This is a genomic window from Nonomuraea guangzhouensis (assembly GCF_019396345.1).
In the GTDB taxonomy this organism is placed as follows: domain Bacteria; phylum Actinomycetota; class Actinomycetes; order Streptosporangiales; family Streptosporangiaceae; genus Nonomuraea; species Nonomuraea guangzhouensis.
Window position 1 is genome coordinate 192,605 of record NZ_JAHKRM010000003.1, and the last position, 24,410, is coordinate 217,014.

Below are 24,410 nucleotides of genomic sequence, written 5' to 3' on the forward strand. Positions count from 1 at the left end.
CTTCCTGCCAAAGTTCTTGCGTGCGATCTCCAGGACCTCATCACCCGTTCCAGCGGACCATAGCAGGGAAAGCCGGTTGTACTCGTTCCGCAGCGAGCATTGTCCATGGCTGGAGGGAACGCCCTCCTTGCTCTCCGCCAGTGGGACGGTGATACCAGTGATTGCACGTACCGCCTGTTGTGGCAGGAAGTCACACCAATAGGGTTGTGAGTCCACGACGGGCGCGCTGCTGGCGGTGATGGTCGGCGGCTTGTCGACGTTGTCTCTAGTACAGCCGGAGGTCAGTGCAAGCAAGAGAAGTGCGCTTGATATCGCCTTGCGTGTTGACATATCAGTAGTTTCGATCCAGGCCAAGGTTTCCGTGAACATCCACGCCGGCACTGTTGTCCATTGCTTCCCGCACGCTTTGCATCGTAGCCTCATCGGTCGAATATCTTCGGGCCCATTCGATGAACTTGTCGAAGGTCTCGGGGTTCGACGTTATTTCGTCTAGCGGCTTGAGACGCGGCGGGTTGTCGTCGGTGGCGAACGCGCTCCCTTTGAGGCTCTCCATCGCCTTCGGATCCCACTTGCCCTGCGCGATCCTGGCGCCGAGGATCATCTCGCGAACCATCCACATGGTCATCTCGCGGTCGTCGTTCGCCTGCTGCAACGCCGAGTTCCTGGTTAGGCCCTCCTTTATCAGCCGCTCGGCTAGGAAGGCCGAGACATTTTCGAACACGATCGGTGTGAGCTTCTCGTGGGCTTTGTTCCCCCAGTCCCCGAACCGCCCAGCAAGCTTGCCCGCAGGCCCGGTCAGCTCGCCCAGCACATCATTGATCAGGCCCTTCAGCTCTGCCCTGGCCTGTTCATCGCTCTTAGCCTGAGCCATGAGGACCAGCCTTCGAGGTTCGAGCAGGTGCCCCATGAAGCGAGCCTCAGGGAGAAGCAATTGCTGCATGTTTTCCCCGTTGCCCAGCTTGTAGGACTCCTGGATCGCCTTGAACATGCGCTGGGCTTCCGCGCCCACCAGAGCCTTCACTGCGCCCTCGTTGCGGCCCACGAAGGTCAGCACCCGATCCATCTCGAGCTGGTTGATGTTCTTCAGGTCAGGGGATCTTTTTTCGAAGACTCCGAAGATCTCATCGATGTGCGCGGCCATGACTGTCCCCATCGGTCCGTCCAGGAAGGACAACCGGTCCAGCTTCTTCTGGTCGACGATTGTCAGCTTCCCGTCGTCCCCTGCTTTGAAGACACCGTCGAGTTCCGTCTTGAGGATGACGAGCGCGTCGTTGGTGAACTTGAGCGACTCCTTGTCCTTGCCGCTCAACGCCGTCTGCAGAAGGCCGGCGACCGGAGCGTAGTTCTTCGTGTGGTTGAAGCCGTCCAGCCGATCCGTGAGCAAGTACTCCATGATGCTCTTGTTCCAGCCCTGTGGGGTGTGGAAGAGCAGGGCCTGCGCTGCCTCCGGCGTGTGTCTCGCGGCCTGGGACAGATCGTCGATGACGCTAGCCTTGATCGGCTTCCCCGGTTCCCCCATGTTGGGCCCGCCGGGCTGCATCGAATCGCTGAGCCCGAGCACGGTGGCCAAGTCCATGGCGTTGGCGTAGGGCGGGCCGGAATCCGACAGCTCCTTTTGATGGACGATCGCGTCCCGGCCCACCACCTCCATGAATCGCTTGGAGAACGGCGGCTTGCCGTCGCTCGCCCGCCAGATCAGTGCCTGCGCCTGATAGCCGACGTAAGCCACCTCGTTGGCCCTGTGCTGCGCTCGCCCTTCCTTCACCAACTGGGAGAGGAACGCCTCGCCCATGAACGCCGGGTCTTTGGGATTGGTGCCCTTGGCCAGGGCCGTGGCGAGCAGCTTCATGCCCTCCTTGACTTGCTGGGACACTTGGTCGCCCTTGGCGCTCCGCATCATTACGTTGGCCCGCATCTGCAGGGCCAGCGCCGCCGGCAGCTCGGTGATGCCCTTGGCCCCCAGTTTGGCCAGGAAGGCCTTGACGAACTCCGGGTCAGAGGACTTGCCCGCGAGTCCTCGCAGCTGCGCCATGGCATTGGCGTCCCCGCGGCCTGCGGCCACTGCGGCGTTCGCGGCCAGCGTTCCGTTCAGCAATCCCTCGGCGGCTGCCAGCGAATCGGGGACGGGAACCATGGTCCCGGCCGGCGTGTGCGTGCCGAAAGTGACCTTCAGTCGTTCCATCTCCCTGATCAGGTTTTGCCGCCGCCGCAGGTCCTCGACCTCCGCCCCGACCTCCCTGGCCATGTCGCGGATGCGCAGCGCCGGTCCGGTGTCCAGCCCCGCGGCCGAGAGTTCGCCGTGCAGTGCCGCGGCCAGTCCCTCGAGTTGCTGGGCCGCCGCGCTGTGCCTGGAGACCAGACTGTCGAACTCGGGTTGTTTGATCCCGGTGAAGCTCACCTCGTACCTGCCAGTTTGTCGCTGGCGTCCGCGACGGCACGGGCGAGCATCGCGCGTAGCTCCCGCTCGCGGCCGTGTACGGTCTGGCTGAAGCGGACGCCCGTCGGTCCGACCCATGCGTCGGCATCCAGTAGCTCGCAGGAAGGGTGAAGGGCCCACCAGTGGTCGTCGGACAGCTTCTGGATGCGTTGCGCCGCTGCCCGCATCGCCTCGCGATCAAGATCAGGCATGCCGATCTCTCCTCGTACGACTCCCAAGCCCCCTAGAGACGATAGCTCTCTCCGGGCCGATTGCCCTGGTATCCAACAAACTCGGAATTTTTCCTTACAATTCGAGCCAAATAACTCGCCAGTGCGTACACCTTTGAAGCGACATGCAGACTCCGACGGACGTCTACTCTTTCTTGATTGCGTGTGGTTCGTACGCTTTGTTCTGCCTGTTGGCACGTCCATGACGGATACCCGCAGTTGACTCTTGACTAAACGTCACAGTGAGCCGGTTTCAAGCTGAGTAAGCTCATCGGCGACCCGATCGATGGGGATGAGGGTGCCGTCGAGGATGGCGTAGGCCAGACGTGACGCGCGGGCCACGGCGGCGCGCACCGGCCCCTCGGGCGCCTTCCGCCAGTCCACCGAGCTCACCAAGCCCCAGCGCGACGTGTTCACCGCCCTCGACGTCCCCGCACCCAAGAACACCGCTTGCCACGATCTACGTGCCACCTGCGTGCTACTTCGTTCCGTCCTACGTTCGGTGGTTGGTGCAGGTCAGGTCGGGACACCTTCGCCATGATCGAAAGCAGCGCCGGGAACAGAAGGGCTCCCATGCGCCGCATCGCCCTCACCTCTATCAGCGCCACCGTCAGCGCACTCCCTGCTCATCCCGCTCGCCGCGAACGCAGCGTGGGCCGGACCGCCCGGCATCCCAACCGCGCAGGTCGTCCTCGACGAACTGGCCGAGACATAATCTGGAATATGGCGACCAGGTATGGTGGCAGAGTGCCCCGAGCGCCTGAGTCGTTGGAGCGAGCATGCCGGTGGCCGCACGGAATGTGTCCGGCGGTTGCCGACTGCCTGCGGAACTCAACAGTTTCGTGGGCCGTCGGCACGAAATAGCCGAGGTCAAGCGGCTTCTTTCGGAAGCCAGGCTGGTGACCCTCGTCGGCGTGGGCGGTGTCGGCAAGTCCCGGCTGGCGTTGCGGGTCGCGTTCGACGTACGGCGTGCTTTCCCCGACGGCGTGTGGCTGGTCGAGCTGGCGGCGCTGGAGACCCCGGAGCTGCTCGTCCAGGCGGTGACCGAAACGTTGGAGATCCCGGACCGTTCCGCGCGGACTCCGATCGAGGTGCTCACCGACCACCTGCGGGACAGGCATGTGCTCATCGTGCTGGACAACTGCGAGCACCTGCTGGTCGAGTGTGCCGCCATGGTGGAGGCGCTGATGCTGCGCTCGGCCGGGCTGCACGTCCTGGCGACCAGCCGGCAGGCGCTCGGCGTCGAGGGCGAGCACCTCATACCGGTGCCGACGCTGCAGGTTCCGGAGGCCAACGGGTTGCGGCCGTCCACCGAGGCGATGCGGCAGTCGGACGCGGTGCGGCTGTTCGCCGAGCGGGCGCAGGTCGTGCTGCCCGGCTTCGAGGTCACCAACGCCAACCTGGACGGCGTGGCGGGGATCTGCCGGCGGCTCGACGGCATCCCGCTGGCCATCGAGCTGGCGGCAGTATGGCTGAGCGCGCTGTCCGTGCAGCAGCTGCTGGCCCGGCTGGACGATCGGTTCCGGCTGCTCACGAGGGGGGCGCGGACGGCCCTGCCGCGCCAGCAGACGTTGCGGGCGCTGATCGACTGGAGCTACGTCCTGTGCACCGAGCAGGAACGCCTGCTGTGGCACCGGATCTCCGTGTTCTCCGGCGGCCTTGACCTGGGGACGGCCGAGCACGTGTGCTCCGGGGACGGCATCCTGCCCGGCGAGGTCGTCGACCTGGTGACCGGGCTGGTGGACAAGTCCGTCCTGACCCGCGTGGAGCAGGGGGCGACGGTGCGCTACCGGCTGCTGGAGACGATCCGCCAGTACGGCCGGGACCGGCTGCGGGAGTCGGGCGACGAGGCGGCGCTGAGGGTCCGGCATCGCGACTGGTGCCGGGATCTCGTGACCAGGGCCCAGCAGGGCTGGTACGGGCCCGACCAGGTGGCCTGGTTCACCCGCCTGCGCAGTGAGCACGGCAATCTCCGCACCGCCCTCGATTTCTGCCTCGCGACACCCGGCGAGGTCGAGTCCGGCCTGGTCATCGCCACGGCATTGCGCTTCTACTGGATCGCGGCCGGCTCGCTGCGCGAGGGACGCATCTGGCTCGACCGCCTGCTGGCCGCCGACTCGGCGCCGACTCCCGTCCGCGCCCGCGCGCTCCTGGTGAACGCGCGGCTGGCGGCCCTGCAGAGCGACTTCGCGGAAGTGGCCCCGATGCTGGAGGAGTGCCGGTGCCTCGCGCGGCGTCTCGACGACGCGGCGGTCCTGGCCGGGGCCACCTACGTCGCCGGCCTCGCGGCGCTGATCCAGCAGGACCCGGCCGCCGCGGTGGACCTCCTCGACGCGGCGCTCGAGGGCAATCGCACGGTGGACGACCAGATGGGCGTGGTCAACTCGCTGATGTACCTGGCCACCGCGCACTCCCTCCTCGGTCATGATGATCAGGCGCTCACGCAGTTCAAGGAGTGCCTGGCGATCTGCGAGGGCCGCCGGGAACACTGGTTCAGGTCGTACACGCTGTGGCTGTTCGGGATCCAGATGTGGAGGCACGGCGACACCGCGCGGGCGGTCGCGATGGAGCGCGAGGCGATCCGGCTCAAGGAGCCCTTCAACGACCGGCTGGGCATCGCCCTGTGCATCGAGGCGCTGGCGTGGATGGCCGCGAGCCAGGACGCCGAGCGGGCCGTCGTGCTGCTCGGGGCGTCGCAGGAGACCTGGAGGGCGTTCGGCGGGCCGCTGTTCGGCTACCTGTCGGGCTACCACGAGGCCGCTGAGATGGTGGCGCGGGAACGCCTCGGTGGCAAGGGGTTCGACCTCGCCTTCCACAAGGGCACCGTGCTAGCCCGTACCGAGGCGATCGCGTACGCCATGGGCCAGGGCGCGATGCCGGAGAAGCCGTCCCGCGAGCCGTCTCCGCTGACCCGGCGGGAGAGGGAGATCGCCCAGCTCGTCGCCAAGGGCATGAGCAACAGGGAGATCGCGGCCACGCTAGTGATCGCGCAGCGTACCGCCGAAGGACATGTCGAGCACATCCTGTGCAAACTCGGGTTCAATTCGCGGGCGCAGATCGCCGCGTGGGTGGGCGCACAGGAGGACGGTCTTCCCGGGAGTTCCTCATGACGCCGAGCGCCGATCTCTTGACGGACCAATCCACCTTCGTCGGGTGCCGGGTCGGGCCGGCGGCGGCCAAGGGCGCCTTCGTGCGCCAGCTCAACGAGCAGAGCGGCCCGCAGGCTGCCGGCGCGGTCCAGCGGGTGTTGGAGCACTGGCCGGTCCGCACGGCGTTTCAGCGGGCGGGATAGGCTGGCCGGAAGATCGCGAGGTGGAGCCTTTCCTGACGGAGGCCGGGCCGGTGGGTGGGACAGACGGTTGGGACGAGGCGGTGTGTTTCGAGGCCGCCCTGGACGTCATCGGCAGCCTCATGGCTTGGTGCACCGCCCAGGAGCAGGCCGCGGAAGGCAATCTCTTGGCGCGAGAGTCGTGGCGGGCGTTGCGCGGCAGGTATCTGAGGGAGTTCACCGGCCTCGACCCGGCCGACCGGGTCGCCGTGGGGCGGGCCGTCAAGGCGCACGGCGCGCGGGTCGCCGAGCTGGGCGGCACGCTCGAAGTGGTTCCCCGCACGGCGCCGGACGAGTACCGGCTCACCCGGGCGGAGCACACCCGCCTGTTCACCGAGCGGATCGTGCCCGAGATGCTGGACGCCGCGACGCCCAGTCCGGAGCCGGCCGCGCTGCTCGTCGCGGGGGAGCCGGGCTCCGGGAAGACGACGCTGGTACGCCGGGCGACGCGGGCCCGGGTCGCGCCCAACGCGTGGGAGGTGATCGACCCGGAGGCGTTCCTCGCCCACCACCCCTACAGCTGGGACCTCGTGCTCCATGACGACCCGGTCGCCGGTGACCGGGTGATGACGGACGCGCTCGGCTGGTGCGCCCTGGCCGTCGAACGGGCGATCGCCCGCCGGGTGGACGTGGCGCTCGAGGTCGGCGCGAACCACGCCGAGGACGTGAGCGGCTACGCGGCGCTCTTCCGGGACGCCGGATATCGGGTCGAGGTCGAGATGACGGCTGTGCCGGAGGCGGTCGCCAGGTTGCAGCTCATGATCCGCTACCACTGCCGCCACGGGAACTGGGAAGTGCTGCCGGACCGGTGACTCAGGTCGCGGGCGTGGCCCGCCGGAAGAGCGCGGCCCGGGCGCGGAACCAGGTCACCGTGTCCAGGGACGGCGGGCGGGCGCCAGCGCCGCCAAGGTGGGCGAGGAAGTCCGTCTCGGGTGCGAGGGCGTGCTCGCGCAGGTAGTACGCCACGGCATCGGACCAGATCCAGGCGCCGTCCGTACGGAAGCTCCAGGGGACCACGCGGTGTCGCGAGGGGTTCACGATGTCGTCCCGGAGGACCGGATTGTCGCGGATCACCGTCGCGGACGTGAGGTAACCGATGATCCGCTCGCGCTGGGCCGAATCGGTCATGAGCGGATGGTCGGCGTGGAAGCCGGGGCCCGTTCCGCCGTCCACGGCGTCGTACACCCGCGCTCTGTGGAAGGCGTACGGCCGGGTGGGCGCCCACAGCAGTGACGAGCGCGCCTGGGCGGTTCGCTGGTATGGCGGCAGGGCCGACGCGTCCGTGTAGACCTCGACCTGCGGATCCGCCTCGCCCCGCTCACTCAGGGCGACCTGCGCGCGCAGCGCGAGCAGGCAGGGATCAGTGTCCGGGGCGACCTCGGCGAGGTACACCCGTTTCGCGCGAGGCCCGGGAGGGCCGTCGGGAGGGAAGCGCCACGCCCGCCACAGGCCGAGGGCTCCCGACCGGGCGGCCACCAGTTCGATCATGGTCGTGTCCCGGTCGTCCAGCAGGGTGTCCGCGAGCGCCAGGTCTTTCGTGTCGGTGAGGTCGAGGCAGCGGCCGATCCGTTCCCTGTGCACGCGGAGCACGGCCAGCGGCGCCGGGGCGAACTCCCATGCCGGGCCCGCCGCGTCCGGTTCGGCGGTGAGCGTGGCGTGAACGCCCGCGCTCGCCAGCAGGCCGGTGAGGAGGCCGGCGTCGCGATCGGCCAGCGGCACGCCGCGTTCGGCGACGGCGACGGCGACGGCCTTGGCGAGGCTCTCCAGATCCTCGGCGACCAGCCGGTCCCTGGCCTCGGCGATCAGGCCGTCGGGCACCCGCCCGGACAGGCGCAGCAGCATCGCGTGACAGTCCGCGACCAGGCTCGGGAACCGGTAGGGCGTCATCCTGTCTCGTTCCTTCGCTGACGGTCCGCGGTGACGTTCATGCTGATGTCCTGAGGAGAGAGGTGGCGGTACAGGTCCTTCGCATTCTCATATCCCTCGAACGCGCGCGGCGACGCCACCTCCACACCGCGGATGACCTCGTATATCGAATGATCCTCCGTCGGCAGCATCCAGCCCAGCAGCGCACGGACGAAATGCTCTTCACTGACGCCGGCCGGCCGTATCCAGAGGAATATCGAGTGGAGGCGGGCGGCAGTGCCCGATATTCCGGCGATGACGGGGAAACCCGCCCCGGTGGAGACCTCCTCGAACCACGGGTGATCGGTGTGCATCCCGAATTGGGCCGTTCCCAGCACCCAGCTCATCGGCTCCAGCGGATCGGGGTCCTCGGCGTCCGGCCTTGCCAGGAGGTCCGACCAGTTCTCCTCGGCGGCCGGGTCGTCCATCACGTTTCCGGCGTCGGCCGAGGCGGGCGGCTCCTTGATCGAGACCGCGGGCTGTGCGGGCAGGGGTTGCCGCTGGGCCGCCAGTTCGAGCGCGTGCAGGGGCATCCGGCGATCCTGGAACTCCTTTGGCGTTCGCCGTAAGGCCTGCGTCTCCTCGAGCGTACGCGACCATCTGGCAGCCTGGCTCTCCTTGTACTCGGCCACGACGACGGCGGCGTCCGGCGAATGCGCGCCCAGGGTGGCGATCTTGAAGATCTCCCTGGAGTTGGCGAGCGGGCGCTCCAGGATGGGTTCCAGCCGGGGAACGTCCAGACCGGCGCGGGCCGCGATCTGCCGCCAATCCGGCCGGGCGCGCAGCTCGTACAGAGTCTCCTTGAGCGTGAGGTCGTCCTTGCTGAAGAACGACCCGTTGTACAGCGCCGTCATCAGCATGCGCAGGTTGCCCTCGCGGCGCAGGTCCGCGAGCGGGATCACGTCGCGTCCCACCTGGCCGGGGCTGCTGGGGTCGTGCTTGAAGAACGCCTGCTCGGTGCGCGGTGCCGGGGTGCCGGGGTAAAGCTCCTGATGGAGGACGGTGAGGACGTCGAACAGCCTGGCCACCGTACGCTCGGCGGCCGCCCGGGCGGCGGGGTCGTGGAACAGCGCGTCCCCGAGCCTGCGCTCGAAGTCCGGCCGCCGCTCGGCGGGCGGGGGATCGGGCGGCTGGGGTTCGTGTGGCTGGGGCTGGTACGCGGCGGGTTCGTCCGGGGCCAGCCACGGCCGTGCCATGGCCTCGACCGCGTCGGCTTCGTGGCCGAGTTGGTCGTACGTCGCGGCGTTCTCGGGGTGCTCCAGGCGTTGCCGGTCGAGGGTGGCGCGCAGATCGTTGAGGCGGCGGGTGAAATCTCGGCGCTCGGCCGCCGACCAGGGGCGCTCCCGCTCGGTGAGCAGGGCCTCCCGCGCGCCCGGCCGTCCGACCCAGGCGCCATTGGGGCCACGGCGGTTGGAGAAGATCGCCTCGCCGTTGCGCAGCCGGATGCGCACCGCGTTGACGATCGCGGGCGGGTCGTCGGACTCCAGGTGGCCGACCGTCTGCGCCGATCCGTGGAAGCGGCTGTCGTGCGCGCTCGCGGGCACGAAACGGCCGGCGCCCTCGCTGACCTTCTCGCTCAGATAACGGGTCAGGATCGACAATCGACTCTGCGCTCCGGCCACCGCCACGAACTCGGTCTCGACCCGGTAGCCGTGATCCTTGAACTGCCGGACGAACGCGCCGGCCTCGCGCGGGTCTCCCAGCGTGGCCTCCACGACCACGTTGTAGCCCTGCTGGATGACGTGCTCGAACGCCATCGCCTGCCACGCCTTGGCGATCGGCTGGATGATGTTGTTGGTCGCGACCTCGTCCCAGGCCAGCAACTGGGCGTAGGTGGGATGGAAGACCTTGAAGTCGTCGACGATGACCTGGATGGCCCCGCCCTTGCTCTGGAACTCGTCATGGAGCCGGCGGATCGTGGTCGACTTGCCCGCGCCCGGCTGGCCGCCGACGACGATCATCGTTGGCTCCTGGGAACGCGTGGCGCCGGAGAGCAGCTCGGGGACGATGCGGCGGTCGAAGATGTCACGCATCTCCTCATCGGTGAGTGCGTGCCTGACGGGGGCGTCCTGCTGGATCCGTTGCGGCTCGGTCGGCTGTTTGGGGCCGGACGGTGAACGGCCTACCGGTTCGCCGGAGACGGGCGACGCGGCGGAGGACGTGGGTGCGAGGGGCGTGCCGTTGAGGGCCTGGACGAGATCGCTGTGAGTGGGCACCAGCTCACGGCGCGCGGGTCCCGTCGGTGGTGCGCCCTGGTGAGGGGCGGGCGGTGCCGCAGCCCGGGTTCCTTCATCGCTCGGAGCCGCAGTGGGAGCAGCGGTGGCGAGTGGCGCGGAGGTGGCGAGTGGCGCGGAGGTGGAGGGTGGCGCGGCAGTAGGTGTGGCTGGGGTGGGCGGCGCGGTGTTAGGTGGCGCGGCCGTGGGTGTGGTGGGGGTGTGGGCGGGACCGGTCGGCGTCGAGGAGACGGGCGGTTGAGGAGTCCCACCCGCGACGGGCGGCTGAGAGGTTCCGCTGGGAAAGGGAGCGCTGGGCGCTCCGGCGGTGACGGGCAGCTGAAGGGGTCCGGTGGCGACGGCTGTACGCGGTGCTCCGCCGATAGCGGGGGAGGGCGCGCCGCTGGCTGCGGGGGCCACCGGGCTGGGGGCCGTGACGGATGCGACGCCGTTCGTGGTGGTGGCGGCGGCGGTCGCGCCCGTGCTCGCCTGTGAGCTCGCCGTCACACTCGCCGTACTGCTGACCGTGCTCGACGTGCCCGAGGTGCCCGGCGTCGCGGGCGGGGCAGTACCCGAACGCGAGGCGTCAGCGGCGGCGGCCGTCGTGTGGGCGGCGTCCAGGGCGGCGCGGGGATTGGCGATCGCGCCGGCGACGTCGACGCTGAACGGGCTGATCGTGTTCGTACGCCCGGCACCGGCCGCCATGCTTCCCAGCACCCCTTCTGCCGAGGGCAGCTGCCATTTGCCGTACACGACACCATTGGCCACGAACCCGGCGGGCACCGACACGGCCCCGTTGGTGAGCGCGGTCTGGAGCGCGCGGCCGGGGTAGCGGCGGAATGCGTTGAGGATGCCCGCGGTGTCCCCGGCGACGCTGTTCAGGGCCCTGACCCCCGGAAGTCCGTTCACGAACCTGGAGATCGGCCGGGCGAGCCGGGAGGCGAGCACGGCGCCGCCGGCGTCGCCGAGCATGGTGGCCATGGTCCGCTGACCATCCCACCGCGTACGTGTGCCCAGGTCGCGCTGTCGTTGCTGGGCGTAGCCGTCGATCACCAAGCCTTCGGCGAGCTCCTCCGGCACCTCCCGCACCGCGTGGCTGGCGATCGCCCTGGCCAGCAGGGCCTTTCCGCGTCCAAGCGCGCTCAGGCGGGTGTTGTTCACCACTGCGGCCTTGGGGGCGGCTCTCCCGGCGAAGCGGGCGCCCGCGGCCTCGTCCAGCCGTTTGAACACCTGGTCAAGGAACCTGCGCAGCTCCCTGGCATATGGACCGAGCAGGGGAGTGGTGGCGCCGGCGCTGAAGAACGTGGCAAGCGCGGCCACTGAGGCGGCCGACAAGGTCACCCAGAACCCGGCGTTGATCGACAACTTGGCGTACTGCGTCTCGCGCGCGAAGCCGTCGTGCTGCACCGCGTATGCGTACGCCACCTGCGCGTGCGCGCTCAGCCCCGACTCCTCGGAGCCGAGGCGTTCGACCTGACCACGGAAGGCGTCGGCGGCAGGGCCTCGCCAGCCTTCGAGGATCTTGCCGCCCGCGATGCCGCAAGCTTCGGCGGCGGTCGCCGAGCATTTCGCCAGGTCCGCCCACGCCACCGCCAGAGCCGCCTGCTCGCTCTCACTGCCCTCCGGCCACAGCTGCCCGGAAGAGATCAACGCGAGCAGGATGTCGGCCAGCGGCGGCAGGCTCTCGCCCCACGCCTTCTCCACATCGGTGGCGAACCCGCTGCTGCCGATCGTGTCGTCCCGGCTCCCGGGGGTGCCGGTGACCGGGGAGCTGATGTTGCGCCCTGGACCGGTGTCTATGGCCATGTCCGCCCCGGCCCGCCCTCGCGCCGATGGGCTGTGGTCAAGCTGCTAGGCCCTCCTCCTGGAGAACGACGCGGCCTCCGCCTCCACCGAGCCGTCGACGCTCTGCCGTACTGCCGTACCCGTGTCGACGATCTCGCCGACCATACTCCTCGCCCAGGAGAGCACCAGGTCGGGGCCGTCGTCCTCCATGTACGCCCGCTGGAACTCCCTGCCCGCCGAGTCGCCGCCCCATGGGGCGGCGACGTGCAGCCGTTCGATGCGGGCCACGGCGTCCCGGACCGCGCCGTCCAGGTCGGCGGCCATGGCGTCCCAGCGCGCCAGGCCCGCCTCGACCGGCCCGCGCTCTATCCGCAGCCCCTCCCTCACGGGCTGTCCCGGCCCTCGCTCAGCGGCCAGAGCCCGGCGTCGAGGTCGCCCTGGAGCTGCGCCCGCATCTGAGCCGGCGGGATGAGCGGCTCGAAGATCGCGATGACCTCCTCCTGAGCCTGGGCCGCCGCCCGGTGCAGGGTCTCCGTGATAACCGCGGCCAGCGCCCCCGAGTCCGGCCGCCGGAACACCCGCGGATCGAGATCGAGGCGTACGAGGTCGCCGCGCGCGCCCACCGTCACCGTGACCAGCCCGTCGGGGGAACGCCCGGTTACCCGCACTGCCCGGGCCCTGTCGTGCAATGCCCGCGACTCGTTCTGCAGGCGTACGAAGTTGTCGCGCAGCTCTTGGGCGTATGCGCGCAGCCCGTCGGCGTCCACCGGCAGCGAAGACACCATTTATCACCACCACGTTCACGGATAGAGATTTCCCGCCACCCTAGCCCGCGATTGATGCGTTTTTGAATACTTGAAAGTTTTTAGAAGTATGCGGAGTAAGAGAACAGACGAGGAATTCCTGTTTCAGGAATGCGTTGTGACGTCGTTAGGCCAGCGGAAATCTGTCGGTGGTATGCGGCAGACTGATGAGTCGTGGACGTGACCCGCGACCTGTCCCTGTAGGCCCGCCACCTGACCAACCCCGGAGCCGGCTATCCCGCGCCCCGGGTGACCGCGACCGACACTGCCTCGGCGGTGATTTCCCGCCCCTCCACGGTCGTGAAGGTCAGAACCGGCCGCTGCATCGCCCGCCTGACGAACGTGGTCCGGACGTCGCTGGCAAAGCCTGGCACCCGCTGCGCCGAAGTCGCGGTCTCCGATGATCAGCGATATGCCCGCGTTGAAGAGCGGCCAGCGGTCGATGCAGGTGCTGCAGGTTGGTATGTTATAGGTCAATCACTAACCTAGGAGCTGATATGCCAGCCAAAGAAGACGACGCCAACCGCCGCGCCGCTGCCCAGCACACCGTGTCTGAGCACCTGCGCCTTACCGCCGCAGGACGCACGGACGAATGGGTGAAGCTGTTCGCCCCGGACGCGGTGCTCGAGTTCCCGTTCGCGCCGGTCGGCGTCCCCCGGCAGGTAACGGGACGGGACGCACTGCTCGCGCACATGAGCAACTTCCCCGAGACCTTCGACGTCGAGTTCGTCGACCTGGTGTTCCACGAGACGGTCGATCCCAGTCTCGTGATCGCCGAGTTCCGCTCGACGGGCACCGCACGGACGACCGGCAAGCCGTACGAGCAGACGTGCATCTCCGTCGTCCGGACCGATGACGACGCGCTCATCACCCACTACCTGGACTACTGGAACCCGCTGGTGGCGATCGAGGCACTCACACCCGCCGACGTGCCGTCCGAGCCTGACCTCAGCGTGACTTTTGGAGGCTGAGAAGAGCCGTGTTTAACTGATGCCCATGCCTGCCGCCGGCACTACCACGAAGAGCGACGAACGACGTCAAGCCATCATGGCCGCCGCGATCGATTGCTTCGCGCAGAAGGGTTTCTACGGTACGACGACACACGAGATAGCCGAGCGGGTCGGCATTTCTCAGCCGTATATCTACCGCCTGTACTCCAACAAGCAAGCGCTGTTCGCGGCGGCGGTCGACCACGTGTCCGTCGTGATGACCGAGACCTTGGTCGCGCACTCGTCGGCGTCGGGTGGGGCCGGGCTGGCGCCCGAGGCGGCGTTGGATGCGGCGCGCGGCGCCTACGCCGCGCTCATCGCGGACCGGACCATCATGCGGTTCCTCATGCAGGCGAACTGTGCCGCCGGTGAGCCGCTAGTAGGGCAGGCCGTGCGTCGGTGCTACGCCAAGCAGGTTGACACCGTTCGGCAGCTGCTGGGCGACGACGACGCCGTGCGGCACTGGTTCGGCGCCGGAATGCTCGACAACGTGGTGGCCGTGCTGGGTCTGGCCGACATCGATGAGCCCTGGGCGCGTGTCCTCACCTATCGATGACCGGTTGATGAATCCGATCCCTCGGAAGGAATCACCCCCGCGAAACCACCCGAGATCACGGTTCTACCAGTCGTCGGGGTTGGCTCGTACCTGGCTCATGTCGCCTGCCCGGAGTGCCTTGGCCGGGGCGACAAACCGCAGAATGCCCCCGTCGTCCCACTCCCACATGTCGGTGCCGGCGAGAGTGAGCAGGTGAGCGTAAGGTTCCTCCTGCGATAGCTCCTGTAACAGGTCGACGCCGTAGCTTCGGATCGGTGGCCAGCCGAACGCCTGATTGCTTATGCCACCCCACTCGATGCCTTGCTCGTTCACGCAGTACCGCGGCCAGGCATCCTCGCCGAACTTGGCGCTCAACGGCACGTTCCGCCTGGACATGGCGGCGCGGCGGCCCCCTACCCGTGGCCGCCGCCCTGGGCCTGGCCGACGCCCGCCGCGGATCACGGTTCGGTGGTGAGTACGGGCATCCAGTTCGGACGGCTGAGGGTGCCGGTCCAGCCGGTGAGCGGGGTGACCTTCTGCTTGCCCGTCACGTCGACCAGCACCAGGCGGTAGCGGGACTTGCTGCTGTCCACGGTCGCGCGGTCCTGGGCCCAGGCGATCACGTGCGTGTCGTCGGCCCAGGCCAGCGACTGCAAGATGACGTGATCACCCGATGGCTCCAGGAGAGTCGTGTCGCCGGAAGCGACGTCCACGACGAAGGGGGCCGAGCCGCTCCTGCCGCCCATGGCCAGGCGGCGGCCGTCGGGGGAAAGCCCGGCGGGCTGGTCGCTCGCGGACTCGTGGGCGGGGCCGGGGCGAGGGCGCCCGGTGAGATCGTAATACTTGCGGGGTTCCTGCCGGGCGCCGGTTTCCTCCCAGATCAGCGAGCCGTCGCGACTCCACAAGAGATCATTGCGCAGGCCGACGGAGTCCGGGTCGCCGGGCAGGTCGTGGAAGGTGGCCTTGCCGCTCTCCACGTCCACGATGGCGAAGCCGGTCCTGACCTGTCGTGCGTCCGGTTTTCCGGCGGGATCGGCGAGAAGGTCGGGGATGTGGTCGTACGTGGTCACCAGGAGCCGCTTTCCGTCCGGCGACCAGGCGACGCTTCCCGCCCCCGCACGGCCCAAGTCGATCCAGCGTCGCAGGCTGCCGGTGGTGGTGTCCACCAGGCCGATCCGGCGGGCGGGCAGCGTCTCTTCCAGCACTGCGGCCGTCCGGCCCGAGGGCGCCACGTCGACCCATCCCCATCGCGCCCCCGTGTAGCCGCCCGTGCCCGCGTGCGTGAAGAGGTACCAGGAGCAACTCGGCTCGCAGACGGCGTACGCGGTGAGCGTGACGCGGCCGGCCGCGACGCGTTTCTGTGGTGTGGGGCCGCCGAGATCGGCTGCGATGCGGCCCTCGATCCGGCTCGTGGCGACCTGGGGGTCGTCGCGAGGGACGAGGGAGGGCACTGTGATCACGCCAACGGTGACGGCGGCGGCCAGCGCGGCCGCTGTGGCGGTCGCCCGCCTGATCCGCATGCGCGTGCGCTGCCGCCACGCGGCCTGCGCCATGCCGGCCGGCAGCCTGGCATCGTCGGCCACCGCGGCGAGGACATCCTTCACCAGCTCGTCAGCGCTCATATCAAGGTTCCTTCCGGGCGGTGAACGTGGAATGGAGGTACAGGTCGTGGAGCTCGGGGCACAGCTGCAGGAGCCGGGCCAGGGCCCGGTGAGCGGTACTGCGTACCGTGCCGATGCTGCAGCCGAGTGTGGCGGCCACGGTCGACTCCGACAGGTCTTCGAAGTAGCGGAGCACGAGCACGGCCCGCTGCTTGGAGGTCAACTTTCCGAGCGCGTCCTGAATCATGATCTTGAGCTCGACGTCGTGCGTCGTGTCCGCGCCCGGCCGCTCGGGGAGATCCGCGACGACGTACTCCCTCCTGCGCCGCCACCACGAGATCTGCTGGCGATACATCATTTGCCGGAGGTATGCCGCCGGATCGTCGATCTTGTGCCACTTGAGCGCCATCTTGGCCAGGCTGGTCTGCAGCAGGTCCTCGGCCGCATGCTGATCTCCGGCCGTCAGCAGATAAGCCAGGCGGATGAACGCGGGCGAGCGCGCCGCCACGAACTCGTCGAACGCGCGCCGGCCCGCGGGATCCCCGATCACCGGGAGATCTCGCCGCGCAACTGGGTGACCGCCGTCAACAGCCCGGTGACGACGAGCAGCTTGGTGATCATGTTTGGTGGTTTCACTGCCGCCAGAACTCCGCTCTTCTTGACAAACAATGACGAAGCACGCACTAGTCCAGTAATCAGCTAGATGCACGTTCCTCGCGTTTTGTTGGCATAAGGACGCGCTGGGGTGGGGCAATCTTTGCGACCTGGCGCAGAAGTTTTCGCGCGATCACCGCGATCGGCCCGCAACTAGGTGGGCCAGCCGGACAAGGCGGCAGGCCCTCGGTCACCCACAGCGCGCGGGCGCCTGCCTGCTCGGCGAACGTCGTGAGCGTCTGCTGGCACTCGGGTTCGCCGTGGAACTGGTCCACGATCAGCGCGAACCGGCGTTCGAAGATCGACTTCGGGACCGGCTAGAGCTCGGCGGAACCGTCGTGGCATACGTAGTCGCCGAGGGCCGCGCGACGCATACCCACCGGAGTCTGGATGTCCACGTACTCCCCGGCGCGGCCACGGATTGCTGTCTGCCCGACGGTCCCGCGCAGGTTGGAGTACTTGTTGATCCAGGACACGATGTCCTCGACCTGACCGCCGACAACCTCCTCCGCCTCGACGAGCTCCGGCGCGTGCTGGTACTCCTTGATGTCCGTGATCAATTTCTTCTCTTTCCGCGCACAGCAGGCTTCCTGGCCCAGGAGCGCGATGCAAGCGACAATGCAGTAATGAGCACGGCGGTGATAGCTGCCATAGCAGGGGTTCTCGGGATCATCATCGGCAGACTCTGGGATGCTCGGTCCGAGTCTGCGCGCTGGCGTCGAGATCAGAAAGTAGCCAGTTATCAGCGTTTCGCCGAAGAGTTTCAGTCTGTCTATGAAAGCATCCGCTCTGTTGCGTTAGCAGGTCCTGAAACTGATGCCTTTCGGAGAGCGGTCGAGGAGGCCCGGCGCGACCGTGCTTGGGACTGCGCTCTCACTGGGGTATGGCTTCACGGATCGCCTGCGGTCGTTGCCGCAGCAAACTCGCTGGACAAGTCCATTACCAAGCTGTTCTACGATGCTCAGGAACGTGTATTTCTGGTGGAAGACTGGAGTCGGGAGAGGCTGCACTCACAACAAGCATTCAGGCGGTTCGTTGATGCGGTACGCGAGGAACTGTCTCTTCCACCTGTAGAGTTCAACCTCTTTCCGCACACTCCCACATGAGCATTCACGCCCCATCGGCTTGCGCCGACGTGGCCGCTGGTGGCGCTGACGAACTACGACTTCCTTCAGGTCGGCAAGCCCGGCGCCTCTCCGTGGCTCGGTGGCATTGACGTCGACGACTATGAAGGTGATTTCGTGAAGGCGGCCGCCGCCGTCCCTGGCGTCACGGCCCTTTCTCCTAGCTACGGCTTCCCGCAGAGTGGGAAGGTCGGTGACGCGGGTTTCCGTTTCTACCCCGATCAGGCGATGGTGTCGCAGGCGCATGCCCGGGGCCTGAAGGTCGTCCCGTGGACCTGCGACGCCCCCGCCACCGTAGAGGCCCTCATGGTCATGGGCGTTGACGGCATCGTCCCGCCTACCGCGACCCGGGCGAGCTATGACGCCCGTGCGGTCGCAGTGATCAGGTGGCCGGACCGCGGGCGATGTACAGGTTCATGTCGGTGAAGTCGAGGGTGACGTTGTACGGCTTGTAGAAGCTGTGGAAGAAGGTGGCCGGCACGTCGAACCCCAAGGGGGCGAGCAGGGACTGTGGGTTCGTGTTGCAGTAGATGTCGTTGGCGACGGCGTTGCCGAGGCGGATCTCCTTCGGGTAGCAGGGGTAGGTGACGGCCGGATGGCTGTGGGCGAACGTCTCGATCGGGCGGTCGTAGTCGGTGCGGATCCGCAACTGCTCGGCCGTGTCCCCGTGCGCGACCGCGGCGGGCTCGCTGCCCCCGCCGATGGGCACGGCCACCACCCGTGGGCCGGAGCCGGCGATGCTGCCTCTGCTGTGGACCATGTGCTCACGGGCCAGCCACAGCGGCAGGGGCTCGGCGCCCGCCCGTAAGGCGGCGGCGCGTGCCCTGCCGGCCGTTTCGGGGGTGCGGCGGCGCAGGATCAGTTGCCGGCCCGCGTAGTCGAAGGTGGTCAGGAAGTGGTAGAAGACCCACGTGCCGATCATGCCGTCGTTCTCAGTGGTGACATCTCCGCCCGACTCCCACTCCATCCACGACACGGGGAGGTTGCGCAGTTCGATGCCGCCCAGCTTGAACGACTCCAGAACTCCTACGTGCCGCCATACTTTGCCGTTCAAGTAATCAATCTTCGAACTGGCGACGGGGCTCAGCCCGGCTTCCTTGGCCACCGTCGCGGACACGCTCAGCGACGGGGCACCGGTGTAGAACGTGAAGCGCTTCGGCGGTCCGCCGTTGATCGAAACCCCCTCTACCAGCGGCTGGGGGTCCATCTGCAGGAAGCGCACCTGCGCGATGTCGCCGTGGAACTGGTACGGCTCGCCGCGGAATGCCGCGCACAATTTGGCCGCGCCTTCGTCGCCGGCCGCTTGCCAGTGCGGTGCGGAGAGAGCGAGTTTGTCCTGCCGGATGTAGCAGTCGGCCAGGAACCGGTTGGCGTCCTTGTCAGCAGGCGCCAGCTCGATGGCCACCTTGAGGTATCTCTCGGCGTCGGGGAACCGGTTGGACAGCAGCCCGACGTAGCCGCGCCGGCGGGCCGCGTGCACGTTCTTGGGGTCTGTTTTGAGGATCTCCTCATATGCGCGGCCGGCCTGCTCGAACTTGCCGGCCTTGAACAGCGCGTCCGCGTCCCCGTTGTCGGCCAGCGCCGTGGCCGCCCCGCCCAGCAGCGGCGCCGTCGCGGCCGCACCGGTCACCACCGCGGCGCCCCGCAACAGCGAACGCCGGCTCCATTGCCTGTCATCAGCCATGTCTTCTCCTCTTCGTGATCACCTTCGCTGTGACGTTCTGTCCGACCGGCGGTCACAGCAGCTCCGGCCGGCTCATCTCGCCCCGCTTGCCGAGAGCGACGCCGGAGTCGTCGGGCCACCCAGGCCGCCCGGCGTCGTCCTGAGGCGGGCAGCCCACCGGGGAAGGGCCGGCTCCAGGCCCTCCCGCATGGCCGGGTCATCCCCGATCGACGACCCCCGGCGACACGGCCCCGGGTTCCAGCACGCTCCGTAACTCGCCCGCCAGCAACCCATCCACTGTCGACCGGCCGTGTCCGCGCCTCGTCCGCGCCCTGTCATGGTTGTGTCACGCTCGCGCCGACGCTCTCGCCGTCAAGAAACCGTCTCAGCGGTCGGCGCGTTGTCACCGACCCTGGAGCAAGCCGTTGATCGAAGTTCTGACACCGATTCGCAAGATAAAGATCAATCAGGCGTACATCCCCGAGGCGCGAGCGGTCCTCCCCGACGGGGACACCTGTGTGGTCGTCGATGCCTACGGCCAGTTGTTCACCGTCTCGCTGTCCACCGGTGAAGTGGTCCGAGTGGATTCGGGCTCGCTGGGGGTCTCTGAGCTTTCGGTGACCCCAGATGGCCGGTTGATGGCCACGAGCACGCACGCCTTCGGCGAGTACGGCATCCGGATCTGGGACGTGGCGAGCTGGACGGTAACCACGGAGCTGCCCGGGCACAGCCACCCGATCCTGGCGGTGTCGGCGGTGGGTCAGGTCGTGGTCACGGCGGCCGGGGACGGTACGCGGGTCTGGGATCTGCGCCAGGGATCCTGCAGATTCACGCTGCCGGGCACAGAAGAGGTGATGTGGGTCGCGGTAACCCACGACGAGCGCCATGTGATCACGATGAGCTGGGATCGTTCGATCGTGCTCTGGGACCTGCGGACCGGCGTACCGGTCCGGACGCTGCGGGACGCCGACTCCCGATTTCCAGCCTTGAGCTCGCCCGCGAGTGACAACGGGGTCTGGATCCGGACCGTCCTGGCGGACTCGGTACGCGGTCGTGTGCTGGCGGCCGACGGTCACCTGTGTGTGGGCGACCTCGACGGTCGGCGTCCCCTGCGGAACTGGGAGACGATACCCCGACACGACAGGGTGAACATGGTCCCAGGAAAGGACATGGTGCACACCTGCGTGGCGGCGCTGAATCCGGCGGACGGGACCGTGGCCGTCGACTATGGCGGACGCGTATACCTCCTGGACCCAGGCGGGCAACCGCTCGCAGTGATGGGACCGGAACCGGGGCCAGGGTGGATACCGGTGAGCACCATGACCTTCACCCCGAACGGCCGGCTGGTGTACTCCTTCCCCGGCGCCTTCGCGGCCGTGGAGGTGTGGCCGGCGCTCTCAGAGCTCATATGAATGAGACAGCTGTGCTCGCCAACGGGTCACGAGACCGCGGTGCTACCAGCCGTCGGGGTTGGCTCGTACCTGGCTCAGGTCGCCTGCCCGGAGTGCTTTTGCCGGGGCGACAAACCGCAAAATGCCCCCGTCGCCCCACTCCCACATGTCGGTGCCGGCGAGAGTGAGCAGGTGAGCATACGGCTCCTCCTGCGACAGCTCCTGCAACAGGTCAACGCCGTAGCTTCGGATCGGCGGCCAGCCGAACGCCTGATTGCTCATGCCACCCCACTCGATGCCTTGCTCGTTCACGCAGTACCGCGGCCAGGCATCCTCGCCGAACTTGTCGACCACCAGCCAGCCAGGATCCACGCGGTAAAGCGATGACCGCTCGATCTCATCTCCGTAGTCGAGGGTGCTGAGCACCGGATCGCAGTCGTAGGACGACATCGAGGGCAAAGTGACGACAGGGTTGGCGTGCATCCGAACCGGGTCGAACCTCGGGGCCGGATCCGGTGCCGGGACCTCGACCGCGCGCTGCGGGTCAGCAGGCACGACCCGGCATACCCGCGGATCGTCAAAGCTGAAGCTGCCGGCATCTTTCGGAACCTCATTGGATCCGGTCTCTGGATCCAAGAAGAAGAAATTGAGCAGCGCGGACCCGGTCGACGGGACCTGATCACCGAGCCACGGGCCGAGCGCGCCGACATCGAGCACGGCATAGAGGCTGAGCGGCACACCCGCGTACACAGGCCACGGTGTGCCCGGCTCCAGCAGCGCCGGGCCGCCCCACCGGCACAACCCAGTCGCCGCGGCATCTTCATCCGCAGGCTTCAGATCGAACCCGGGCCGCGCCAACGCCGCCAGCTGGCCCCCCACGTGTTCCCCCAGATGTTCGACGCACAGCTCACGCACGCCGGACGGCGCCTCTTCGTATCTCACCCGACCATGAAAGCAGCGCAATGCCGCCGAAGATCACCAGTTCGGCCTTTTGGGCGCCCTCTCAGAGGCCAGAGAAACTAGAGAAATCGGAGAATTTAGAGAAGAAGGCCAGGCCGATGACGACCGCGATGAGCCCGATGACGATTCCGCTGTAGCCGCCGTCGGCGTTGTCCGCGGGCATGGCGTTGGTCGGGTTCTGCGGGTCGTAGAGCACTTCGGTCTCGTTGCCGATGCCGAGGTCGGAGGTGGTCGCTGCCTCGGTGGTGATTTCCCGTCCCTCCACGGTGGTGAAGGTGAGAACCGGCCGCTGTCTCGCCCTTAAGTTCTGCCCGCGCCCGACGAACGTGGTCCGGACGTCGCTGACCACGCCTGGCACCCGCTGCGCCCGCCGTACGAACTGCTTGCCGTCGATGATTCCCTTGATCGAACTCAGCATGATCAGGGCTCCAAACGCCACGAACAGCAGCGGGAAGTACTGGAACAGATCTTCCACCGTGGATCTCCTTGGGTCGCCTGCACCTTAGAACGTCCTGGAGGTCCATAGGTTCCCGCTGTCAGCCGATGAGGAACTGGGCGTCGGCGTAGCGGTGGCGGGGCCACCGTACTTCTCGGTTGGTCGCGACGTTTTCGACATTTTAGAAATGGCCTCTTCTTATTGCGCTTCGGGAGAAGCGTGGGGAAGGGTACGACCATCAATGACCCCGCCGTCGCTGCCCCTTGGCGAACAACGCCGTCACAGGCAGATGAGGAAGAGGACAATGAACGCCGGAGTCCCGTTCAGCATCGACATTCCGCAGGCCGATCTGGAAAGCCTGGCCGAGTACTGGTGCGCAGGGTACGACTGGCGGGCGGCCGAGGCGCGGTTGAATCAGTTACCCCAGTTCACCACAGAGATCGACAACCAGCGCATTCACTTCCTGCACGTCAGGTCCGAACGCGACGACGCCATCCCCCTGTTGATCACGCATGGCTACCCCAGCTCGTTCGTCGAGTTCGAAAAGGTGATCCCGGAGCTCGTGGACCGGGGCTTCCACGTCGTGATCCCCTCACTGCCAGGCTTTGGATTCTCCACGCCGTTACGGGAACCCGGATGGGCGATGGGCCGCACCGCTCGAGCCTGGGTGGAGCTGATGGCGCGGCTCGGCTACGACCGATATGGCGTACACGGCGGCGACGTCGGTGCCGGCGTCTCCGGCGCTGTCGGCGGGCTGGACGGCGAGCACGTCATCGGCATCCACGTGGTCACCGACCCCTACACCGCCGCGGCCACGGCGACGTTCATGCCTTGGATCGCGAACCAACTGAACCCGGACGACCCGGTCGACAGGCTGGCTCTGGACCGGATCGAGCAGTTCCGCCAGAACGACTCCGGCTACCTGGCCATCCAGAACACCCGTCCGCAGACCCTGGGGTACGGTCTGACCGACTCGCCCGTCATGCAGCTGGCATGGATCGCGGAAAGCTTCGAACTGTGGACCGACCTGCCGATCGACCGGGACCAACTGCTCACCAACATCAGTGTGTACTGGTTCACCGGCTCGGGCGTGTCCGCGGCGCGCTTCCTCTACGAGCAGGCCCACTCCCAGGACTGGGGAACGCCGCCCACGGTGCCGCAGGGGTATGCGGTCTTCGGGGCGGACCCGACGGCTCGCCGCCTCATCGGCCCCGCTGAGGACGTGCACTGGGTGGAGCACGAGCGTGGTCGGCACTTCCCCGCCATGGAGGCGCCGGCGCAGCTGGCCGAAGACCTGTCCGCCTTCTTCGACGGGCTCCGATGACCGACGTGCTCAGTCGGCGTGCCCTGAACAGGGCCACGCTCGCTCGTCAGTTCCTGCTGCGGCGAGCCGAGCTGCCGGCGTTGGATGCGATCGAGCAGTTGGCGGGGATGCAGGCGCAGGCGCCGCTCGCTCCTTACGTCGGCCTGTGGTCCCGGCTGGCCGGGTTTCGCGCCGCTGACCTGACGACGCTGATCGCGGAACGGGCAGCCGTACGTGCCCATTTGATGCGCAACACCGTGCACCTGGTCAGCGCCCGTGATGACCTGTCCTGGTATCACCACTTCACGTCGGTACACGCGCGAGACTTCGCTGCCCACTTCGGCGGCCGCGCCACCGGGGTGGATCAGACGGAGCTGCTGAGCTTGGCCAGGATGATTCTGGACGAGAAACCACACACCCGCGCCGAGCTCGGGCGTGCGCTCGCGGAACGGTGGCCGGATGTGGACCCGACCGTCCTCGCCTATGCGGTAACGCACCACCTCGCACTGGTGCAGGTGCCGCCGCGCGGCCTGTGGGGCCGATCGGGGCCGCCGAAGTGGAGCACGACGGAGAGTTTCCTCGGCCGGTCTCCCGATCCCGACCCCTCAGCGGAGGAACTGGTACGTCGCTATCTCGCCGGATATGGCCCGGCGAGCGTCGCGGACGTACAACGTTGGTCCGGACTGACCCGGCTGCGCGAGGTCATCAGCCGAATTGAGTTGATCGCATTCCGTGACGAGGCCGGGTGCGAGCTGTTCGATCTGCCACATGCGCCGCGGCCTGACCCGGACACGCCCGCGCCGCCACGCTTCCTGCCTGAATACGACAACCTGCTGCTGTCACACGAAGACCGATCCCGGGTGATCCCGGACGGGAGGAAAGTGCCGCTGCCACCCGGCAACGGCGCCAGGACAGGCACCTTGCTCGTGGACGGGCTCTGGCGTGGTGTCTGGACTCTCCGGGACGGACAGGTGCAGGTCGAGACGTTCACGAGTCTGTCGGCCGCAGAGCGTGACGCTGTGGAGATCGAGGCAGAAGCACTCCGCGGTTTCCTCGCCACTTGATCAGCAGCCG

General features: G+C 67.8%; 23 protein-coding genes and 1 pseudogene. 10 read left to right on the forward strand and 14 right to left on the reverse strand.

Going from position 1 to position 24,410, the window contains the following annotated elements; translation table 11 throughout:
• Positions 1 to 331: 331 nt before the first annotated feature.
• From KME78_RS06725 to KME78_RS67835, 3 genes and pseudogenes are all read right to left on the reverse strand, one after another.
• Positions 332 to 2,398 carry a hypothetical protein gene (locus KME78_RS06725; RefSeq protein ID WP_219527896.1) on the reverse strand — a complete coding sequence of 689 codons (2,067 nt, stop codon included), beginning with the start codon at positions 2,396 to 2,398 and terminating at the stop codon, positions 332 to 334.
• Positions 2,395 to 2,628 carry a hypothetical protein gene (locus tag KME78_RS06730; RefSeq protein ID WP_219527897.1) on the reverse strand — a complete coding sequence of 78 codons (234 nt, stop codon included), beginning with the start codon at positions 2,626 to 2,628 and terminating at the stop codon, positions 2,395 to 2,397. Before KME78_RS06730 ends, KME78_RS06725 begins: the two co-directional genes overlap by 4 nt.
• A gap of 285 nt (positions 2,629 to 2,913) precedes the next feature.
• Positions 2,914 to 3,057: pseudogene (locus KME78_RS67835) on the reverse strand (IS5/IS1182 family transposase); the annotation flags it as partial.
• 368 nt (positions 3,058 to 3,425) lie between these two features.
• Between KME78_RS67835 and KME78_RS06740 the strand changes: the two are divergent.
• From KME78_RS06740 to KME78_RS67040, 3 genes are read left to right on the forward strand one after another with little or no spacing between them, the layout of a single operon-like run.
• Positions 3,426 to 5,756, forward strand: a complete 2,331-nt coding sequence (locus tag KME78_RS06740; protein ID WP_219527898.1) for an ATP-binding protein — start codon at positions 3,426 to 3,428, stop codon at positions 5,754 to 5,756.
• Positions 5,757 to 5,773: 17 nt separating this feature from the next.
• The gene (locus KME78_RS06745; protein WP_219527899.1) at positions 5,774 to 5,938 is read left to right on the forward strand and encodes a hypothetical protein; all 165 of its coding nucleotides are present in this window, start codon (positions 5,774 to 5,776) and stop codon (positions 5,936 to 5,938) included.
• A 20-nt stretch (positions 5,939 to 5,958) separates the two neighbouring features.
• A complete protein-coding gene (locus KME78_RS67040; protein ID WP_219527900.1) occupies positions 5,959 to 6,786 on the forward strand; it encodes a zeta toxin family protein in 828 nt (275 codons plus the stop codon).
• Position 6,787: 1 nt separating this feature from the next.
• Here KME78_RS67040 and KME78_RS06755 read toward each other — a convergent pair whose 3' ends face one another.
• Genes KME78_RS06755 through KME78_RS06770 form a run of 4 tightly spaced genes read right to left on the reverse strand, consistent with a single transcriptional unit; the run spans position 6,788 to position 12,662 of the window.
• Positions 6,788 to 7,861 carry a hypothetical protein gene (locus KME78_RS06755; RefSeq protein ID WP_219527901.1) on the reverse strand — a complete coding sequence of 358 codons (1,074 nt, stop codon included), beginning with the start codon at positions 7,859 to 7,861 and terminating at the stop codon, positions 6,788 to 6,790.
• The gene (locus KME78_RS06760) at positions 7,858 to 11,898 is read right to left on the reverse strand and encodes a zeta toxin family protein (RefSeq protein WP_219527902.1); all 4,041 of its coding nucleotides are present in this window, start codon (positions 11,896 to 11,898) and stop codon (positions 7,858 to 7,860) included. The genes KME78_RS06755 and KME78_RS06760 overlap by 4 nt, the downstream gene beginning before the upstream one ends.
• 45 nt (positions 11,899 to 11,943) lie before the next feature.
• Positions 11,944 to 12,264 (reverse strand): hypothetical protein, encoded by a 321-nt coding sequence (locus tag KME78_RS06765; RefSeq protein ID WP_219527903.1) that lies wholly within the window; start codon positions 12,262 to 12,264, stop codon positions 11,944 to 11,946.
• Entirely contained in the window at positions 12,261 to 12,662 is a 402-nt protein-coding gene (locus tag KME78_RS06770; protein ID WP_219527904.1) for a YbaB/EbfC family nucleoid-associated protein, read from the reverse strand. The genes KME78_RS06765 and KME78_RS06770 overlap by 4 nt, the downstream gene beginning before the upstream one ends.
• 515 nt (positions 12,663 to 13,177) lie before the next feature.
• Between KME78_RS06770 and KME78_RS06775 the strand changes: the two genes are divergently transcribed.
• Positions 13,178 to 13,651, forward strand: a complete 474-nt coding sequence (locus KME78_RS06775) for a nuclear transport factor 2 family protein (protein WP_219527905.1) — start codon at positions 13,178 to 13,180, stop codon at positions 13,649 to 13,651.
• A 25-nt stretch (positions 13,652 to 13,676) separates the two neighbouring features.
• Entirely contained in the window at positions 13,677 to 14,225 is a 549-nt protein-coding gene (locus KME78_RS06780; protein WP_246650565.1) for a TetR/AcrR family transcriptional regulator, read from the forward strand.
• A gap of 63 nt (positions 14,226 to 14,288) precedes the next feature.
• Here the strand turns inward: KME78_RS06780 and KME78_RS06785 are convergent, their stop codons facing one another.
• The 4 genes from KME78_RS06785 to KME78_RS06800 form a co-directional block, all read right to left on the reverse strand.
• Positions 14,289 to 14,579 carry a hypothetical protein gene (locus KME78_RS06785; protein ID WP_219527906.1) on the reverse strand — a complete coding sequence of 97 codons (291 nt, stop codon included), beginning with the start codon at positions 14,577 to 14,579 and terminating at the stop codon, positions 14,289 to 14,291.
• 83 nt (positions 14,580 to 14,662) lie between these two features.
• Positions 14,663 to 15,826 carry a WD40 repeat domain-containing protein gene (locus KME78_RS06790; protein WP_219527907.1) on the reverse strand — a complete coding sequence of 388 codons (1,164 nt, stop codon included), beginning with the start codon at positions 15,824 to 15,826 and terminating at the stop codon, positions 14,663 to 14,665.
• 1 nt (position 15,827) lies between these two features.
• The gene (locus KME78_RS06795) at positions 15,828 to 16,355 is read right to left on the reverse strand and encodes a SigE family RNA polymerase sigma factor (RefSeq protein WP_308126833.1); all 528 of its coding nucleotides are present in this window, start codon (positions 16,353 to 16,355) and stop codon (positions 15,828 to 15,830) included.
• A 421-nt stretch (positions 16,356 to 16,776) separates the two neighbouring features.
• Positions 16,777 to 17,019, reverse strand: coding sequence for a hypothetical protein (locus tag KME78_RS06800; RefSeq protein WP_219527908.1), 243 nt, complete (start codon positions 17,017 to 17,019; stop codon positions 16,777 to 16,779).
• On the opposite strand from KME78_RS06800, the gene KME78_RS06805 reads away from it, so the two are divergent.
• Positions 16,990 to 17,565, forward strand: coding sequence for a hypothetical protein (locus KME78_RS06805; protein ID WP_219527909.1), 576 nt, complete (start codon positions 16,990 to 16,992; stop codon positions 17,563 to 17,565). The genes KME78_RS06800 and KME78_RS06805 overlap by 30 nt on opposite strands.
• A 39-nt stretch (positions 17,566 to 17,604) precedes the next feature.
• The gene (locus tag KME78_RS06810) at positions 17,605 to 18,009 is read left to right on the forward strand and encodes a glycerophosphodiester phosphodiesterase family protein (RefSeq protein ID WP_219527910.1); all 405 of its coding nucleotides are present in this window, start codon (positions 17,605 to 17,607) and stop codon (positions 18,007 to 18,009) included.
• Here the strand turns inward: KME78_RS06810 and KME78_RS06815 are convergent.
• Positions 17,966 to 19,267 (reverse strand): aspartyl protease family protein, encoded by a 1,302-nt coding sequence (locus tag KME78_RS06815; RefSeq protein ID WP_219527911.1) that lies wholly within the window; start codon positions 19,265 to 19,267, stop codon positions 17,966 to 17,968. The genes KME78_RS06810 and KME78_RS06815 overlap by 44 nt on opposite strands.
• Positions 19,268 to 19,671: 404 nt before the next feature.
• Here KME78_RS06815 and KME78_RS06820 point away from each other — a divergent pair, with 404 nt between their 5' ends.
• On the forward strand, positions 19,672 to 20,658 hold the full coding sequence (locus KME78_RS06820; protein ID WP_219527912.1) for a WD40 repeat domain-containing protein: 987 nt from the start codon (positions 19,672 to 19,674) through the stop codon (positions 20,656 to 20,658).
• A 42-nt stretch (positions 20,659 to 20,700) separates the two neighbouring features.
• On the opposite strand, the gene KME78_RS06825 is transcribed toward KME78_RS06820, so the two are convergent.
• Positions 20,701 to 21,579 (reverse strand): DUF1963 domain-containing protein, encoded by an 879-nt coding sequence (locus tag KME78_RS06825; RefSeq protein WP_219527913.1) that lies wholly within the window; start codon positions 21,577 to 21,579, stop codon positions 20,701 to 20,703.
• A 61-nt stretch (positions 21,580 to 21,640) separates the two neighbouring features.
• The gene (locus KME78_RS06830) at positions 21,641 to 22,072 is read right to left on the reverse strand and encodes a DUF3592 domain-containing protein (RefSeq protein WP_219527914.1); all 432 of its coding nucleotides are present in this window, start codon (positions 22,070 to 22,072) and stop codon (positions 21,641 to 21,643) included.
• Positions 22,073 to 22,337: 265 nt separating this feature from the next.
• On the opposite strand from KME78_RS06830, the gene KME78_RS06835 reads away from it, so the two are divergent.
• Together KME78_RS06835 and KME78_RS06840 are read left to right on the forward strand one after the other, a co-directional pair.
• Entirely contained in the window at positions 22,338 to 23,357 is a 1,020-nt protein-coding gene (locus tag KME78_RS06835; RefSeq protein WP_246650569.1) for an epoxide hydrolase family protein, read from the forward strand.
• Complete coding sequence (locus KME78_RS06840; protein ID WP_219527916.1) at positions 23,354 to 24,400, forward strand: winged helix DNA-binding domain-containing protein; 1,047 nt, start codon at positions 23,354 to 23,356, stop codon at positions 24,398 to 24,400. Before KME78_RS06835 ends, KME78_RS06840 begins: the two co-directional genes overlap by 4 nt.
• The last annotated feature ends 10 nt before the right edge of the window (positions 24,401 to 24,410 follow it).